This is a genomic window from Streptomyces lushanensis, from assembly GCF_001700515.1.
Taxonomy (GTDB): Bacteria; Actinomycetota; Actinomycetes; order Streptomycetales; family Streptomycetaceae; genus Streptomyces; species Streptomyces lushanensis.
Genome location: NZ_MAUD01000207.1, coordinates 1 through 4,502 on the forward strand (window position 1 = coordinate 1; position 4,502 = coordinate 4,502).

The following is a 4,502-nucleotide window of genomic DNA, read 5'->3' on the forward strand; positions in this document are numbered from 1 at the left end:
CTGGCCGCGGCCCGCGGCCAGGGCTTCCGGGTCTTCATCGTGCCTCATCACCAGACGGTCCCGAGCGACTACCGCACGTGGGACCATCCGTCTCCGGCGCAGAAACACATCATGAAGACGCAGACCTTCGCCAAGGACAGCTGGGGAGCGGAGTGGCATCCAGACTTCCGGCCGCGTGAACGCGAGCTGGTCATGAACCAGCACTGGGCCTCGAGCGGCTTCGCGAACACAGATCTGGACTTCATGCTCAAGCAGCACGGCATCCGCAAAATCGTGCTGATCGGTATGAAGGCGAACACCTGCGTGGACACCACCGCGCGCTTCGGCCAGGAACTCGGATATCACGTGACCCTCGTCCGAGACGCCATCGGCGCCTTCAACTGGGAAGAGATGTCTGCCACGTTCGAGGTCAACGCTCCGCAGTACGCCCACGCGATCCTCACCACCGAAGAATTCGTCGGCATCGTGCGGCCGCGGCCTCGGACAGCGGTCTCGTGACCTGGGCCGTAAGGCCGGGCACCGCCTGGTTCTTGCCGTTGCCCCGGCCATGGCCGAGCGGTTCGGCACGGCGCCGACGTCCGGTCGCGCCGCAACTGAGCGCTTCAATTGGCCAGTTGGCCCGTAGGACGGACAGGCCGTCGGCCGGATGTCGACGCGGCCACGCGGGTGACACTGGTCCTCACCCACGTCGCGGCCGCTGCCGTGATCATTCCGGGGCTCAACTCCCGCCTGCGGTAGCCGCCGCCGACGCCCCCGGAACGATGTCGCTTCGAAGCGCCGCCGACTCACCATGTCTGCCCGGGGGAGCGGCTCGGCAGGGCGCTTCTTGAACTGATCGCCCAACGGCCGGACCTGGCGAACGCTTCGGGCTCGGCTCGGGTGAGGCCACCACGGCCGGTTCTCGTCCCTGGCGATCGGCGAGGGTCCGGCACCGTACCGCGCGGGCTTCCGACGCCGTGGAGCGGCCTGGTCCCTGCACACCCCAACGCGTCAGAGGTCGCTTCCACGGCGACGACCCGATCCCGACCGCCGCGGTCCGGCAGCCGGTGCGAGCGCGCCGTGCCCCACGCGCCGGACACCGCGCCCCGCGCCCTGCGCCACCGGACACTGCGCGCCGGACACTGCCCGCCTGTCGGCCAGGAAAGGGCCGGTTGTGTACTGCCCTCAGGGCAACACACCTTCATATGCTCCTGGCCGGCCTTTCCGCGCGGCTGGAACTCCGGAGGCGATTGCCATGGACAGCGAAACCGTTGTCGCGGCATCGGCCGTGGCGATCGCCGTCGCCTCGCTCGTCGTCTCGGTACGCCAGGGGCGCGCGGCGCGCCGGCACAACCGCAATTCCGTGCGTCCTCTCCTGGTGCTGCAGCGCGTCCTGGTGCCCGGTCCCGTGGCAGGGCTCAGACTCACCAACTCCGGACTGGGGCCTGCCGTGGTCACCAGCACCGTCGTGACGGTCGACGGGGAGAAGGTCGGCCCCTGGAACAAGGCCACCGCGGACCGGATCCGCACAACCCTCGGTCTGTGGCCGACCGTCGTGACCTTCCGCGAGCCGCAGTACCTGGCCCCCGGATACGACGAATACCTGGTGAGGCTCGCCGACTACCGCAGAGACCACGCCGAATTCACCGAGCTGATCAGCCACCGGCTCCACCTCGAGATCCGCTACGAGTCGTTGTACGGCGGCGAGGGCTTCCGAACGACCCTCATTCCCGGGGCTCTGTAGACGGCACACTGCCCACACAACCGGGCGCTGTTGCCGCGCGACGGGGTGTTCGGCGATCATCAGTGACCCTGTGTCAGACCCCGGTGATAGACACGGGGCATGGAGAAAATGGAGAATACCGAGAGTGTTGCGCCGGGCGTCGACCATCCCGCCGAGGTCGCGTTCAGAGGCGCGTGCCGGGCTTTCGAGGCGTTGAGTCCGGACTTCGATCCGGACGGCTCACGGGCCCTTTTCGAGGAGGCAGTCCGTCTGGGCGGCCCGGACATGCTCTGGCGCGTGGCCGACGAATGCCTGGACACCGAGGAAGGCCCTCAGTGGATGAGCCGTGCCGTCGTCTCGGAGAGCGTGCCCGGCGGCATCACCGTGGACCCGAACACGCTGCGCATCGAGAGGATCGACGGCGTTCCTCACCAGAAGTGGGAGATCGCCGTCGAGTCGGACGACCACGCCCGTGCGGTTGCGGCGCTCACCGCCGCCGCGGACCGCATGTGGACGGTCTTCGAGGACGGCGGTGAACGCACTCCGGAAGAGGTGGAGTACGGCCTGATCGATCTCTACAACCCGAACTTCGTCGACGTCAATGAAACCGTCCCCTCCGTGTGGATGGACTGCAAGGACGGGATCATGCCGCACATGGCCCGTACCGACCTGCGGATCATCGCGGACGAACTGCGCAAGGCCGGGATACGGCAAGCACACCTGTACACCCCCTCGACCGACGCCTGACAACGGGCAGCGCCGACGGGCTCACTGCCGGGAACGGCTCCCGGCTCGCGTCGGCGCGCGCCGCCCGTTCGCACATCAGACAACGGCCTCCCGCCCGGGCACGTCCGACAGAGGTCGCACGCGGGCTGCGACGGGTGCACCACCGCTGCGTCAACGCCCGCCTGAGTGCGAGGGCGACGGCGCGGGCCCCGGCAGTGCAGGCGCGGGTCCCGGTGGCGACGGCGCGGGCCCCGGCGGTGGCAGCTTCGCGTGCCCGGCCGGAGGGCTGGTCCGCCTAGGTACCGGGGGGCTCTCCCGGTCGGCATGCGGTGTGGTCCGTCGGCGGCGGGATCCGGGGGGCGGGCCGTGGGCGACGCGGCGTTAATCGCGCGCTCACGTGTTGGGGTGCGGGCGCTGGCCGACCGGTTTCTAGCGTCGGTTCCGAGGCGGTCGTCCGGCCGGCTCGTCCCCTGCGCAGAGGTGTCACGATGCGTCGTACCCTGTCCGCCGCCCTGACCGGTCTGGTGATCCTGACCGCAGCAGTGGCGTGCTCCGCCGACGACCCCGGATCCGGATCCGGATCGACTCCGTCCTCCTCGGCCCCCGCGCCGGAGGTGAATCCCGCCGGTGACATCCCCGACAACCAGGTGTACGTGGACTGGTCACCGGCCGACGGCGGCTATCACGTCAAGGTGCCCGAGGGCTGGGCGCGCCGAGCCTCCGGCGCCGCCACGGTCTTCAGCGACAAGTTCAACAGCGTCCGGATCGAGCGGTCGCCGGCCGGGCGGGCGCCGACCGTCGAGTCGGTCCGTGCGGATGATCTGCCGGCGGTCGAACGGTCGGGGACGAATGTGACGGTGGGCAAGGTGAGCACCGTGAGCCGCCAGGGCGGCAGCGCCGTACTGGCCACGTACCGGGCGGACTCGGCGGCCGACGGCGTGACCGGCAAGAGCGTCCGGCAGGACGTGGAGCGCTATGTGTTCTGGCGGAAGGGCGAGCAGGCCGTGCTGACGCTCTCCGGCGCGGTCGGCGCGGACAACGTCGATCCGTGGCGTACCGTCACGGACTCCTTCCGGTGGGCACGATGACCGCGGCCGTTCCGCTCAGCGCGCACTCCCTGTACCGGTTCTTCCGGGCCGGTGAGGAGGAGACCCTCGCGCTCCAGGGAGTCGGTCTGGAGGTGGCGAAGGGTGAGATCGTCGCGGTCATGGGCCCTTCCGGATCCGGCAAGACGACCCTGCTGAACTGTCTGGCCGGTCTGGACGAACCTGATGGCGGCATGGTCCGCGTCGCCGGTCTGCCCCTCTCCCACCAGCGGGAACATCTGCGAGGCCGGCTGCGGGCCCGGCACATCGGTGTGCTGTTCCAGTCGGGCAATCTGCTGGAGCACCTCACGGTGGCGGGCAACGTACGGCTCGTACGGCGGCTCTCGCGCACCCCGGACCACATCGGGCCGCGGGACCTGCTGGAGCGGATGGGCATCGCGGGACGCGCGGGCGCGCTGCCCCGGCAGCTCTCCGGCGGCGAGTCGGCCCGCGCCGGTCTGGCCGTGGCACTGGCCAACGATCCGGCCGTGGTCCTCGCGGACGAGCCCACCGGCGAGGTGGACGCGGAGACCGAGCGGCGGATCCTCACACTGCTGCGCGAACGGGCCGCGACCGGGACCGCCATGGTGGTGGTCACGCACTCACGGGCGGTGGCCTCCGCGGCCGACCGCGTGCTGCGGATGCGCGACGGACGGTGGGTGTGATGGCCGGAACCGGAGAACCGCTGGTCGTCTGCGCGGACGCGGCGCGCACCTACGGCTCGGGCAGCGGCGCGGTCGTCGCCGTGCACGGCGCGAGCTGTACGGTCGCCGCGGGCGCGCGTATCGCGGTCGTGGGCCCTTCGGGCTCCGGCAAGTCGACGCTGTTGCATCTGATGGCCGGTCTGGACCGGCCATCAGATGCAACAGCGTCGACTTGCCGGAGCCCGAAGGGCCCACGACCGCGATACGCGCGCCCGCGGCCGACCGTACAGCTCGCGCCGTGCACTGCGACGCCCGCGCCGCTGCCCGAGCCGTAGGTGCGCGCCG

The 4,502-nt window shown here is 70.6% G+C and carries 6 protein-coding genes and 1 pseudogene; all 7 read left to right on the forward strand.

The annotated features are described in order from the left end of the window. On the forward strand, positions 1-498 hold a 498-nt coding region (locus BFF77_RS18455; RefSeq protein WP_066950928.1), incomplete at its 5' end, for a cysteine hydrolase family protein. Positions 499-606: 108 nt separating this feature from the next. Then, on the forward strand, positions 607-738 hold the full coding sequence (locus BFF77_RS38195; RefSeq protein ID WP_425424387.1) for a DUF6069 family protein: 132 nt from the start codon (positions 607-609) through the stop codon (positions 736-738). A gap of 496 nt (positions 739-1,234) precedes the next feature. Then, positions 1,235-1,723: a hypothetical protein gene (locus BFF77_RS18460; protein WP_066950930.1), complete on the forward strand. Its 489-nt coding sequence runs from the start codon at positions 1,235-1,237 to the stop codon at positions 1,721-1,723. Positions 1,724-1,831: 108 nt separating this feature from the next. Next, complete coding sequence (locus BFF77_RS18465; RefSeq protein ID WP_066950933.1) at positions 1,832-2,449, forward strand: hypothetical protein; 618 nt, start codon at positions 1,832-1,834, stop codon at positions 2,447-2,449. A 467-nt stretch (positions 2,450-2,916) separates the two neighbouring features. Continuing rightward, positions 2,917-3,516: a hypothetical protein gene (locus BFF77_RS18470; protein WP_066950936.1), complete on the forward strand. Its 600-nt coding sequence runs from the start codon at positions 2,917-2,919 to the stop codon at positions 3,514-3,516. After that, positions 3,477-4,178, forward strand: a complete 702-nt coding sequence (locus BFF77_RS18475; RefSeq protein WP_342671239.1) for an ABC transporter ATP-binding protein — start codon at positions 3,477-3,479, stop codon at positions 4,176-4,178. Before BFF77_RS18470 ends, BFF77_RS18475 begins: the two co-directional genes overlap by 40 nt. Beyond that, a pseudogene (locus BFF77_RS36905) lies at positions 4,178-4,360 on the forward strand (ATP-binding cassette domain-containing protein); the annotation flags it as partial. The gene BFF77_RS18475 and the pseudogene BFF77_RS36905, both read left to right, overlap by 1 nt. Between the last annotated feature and the right edge of the window lie 142 nt (positions 4,361-4,502).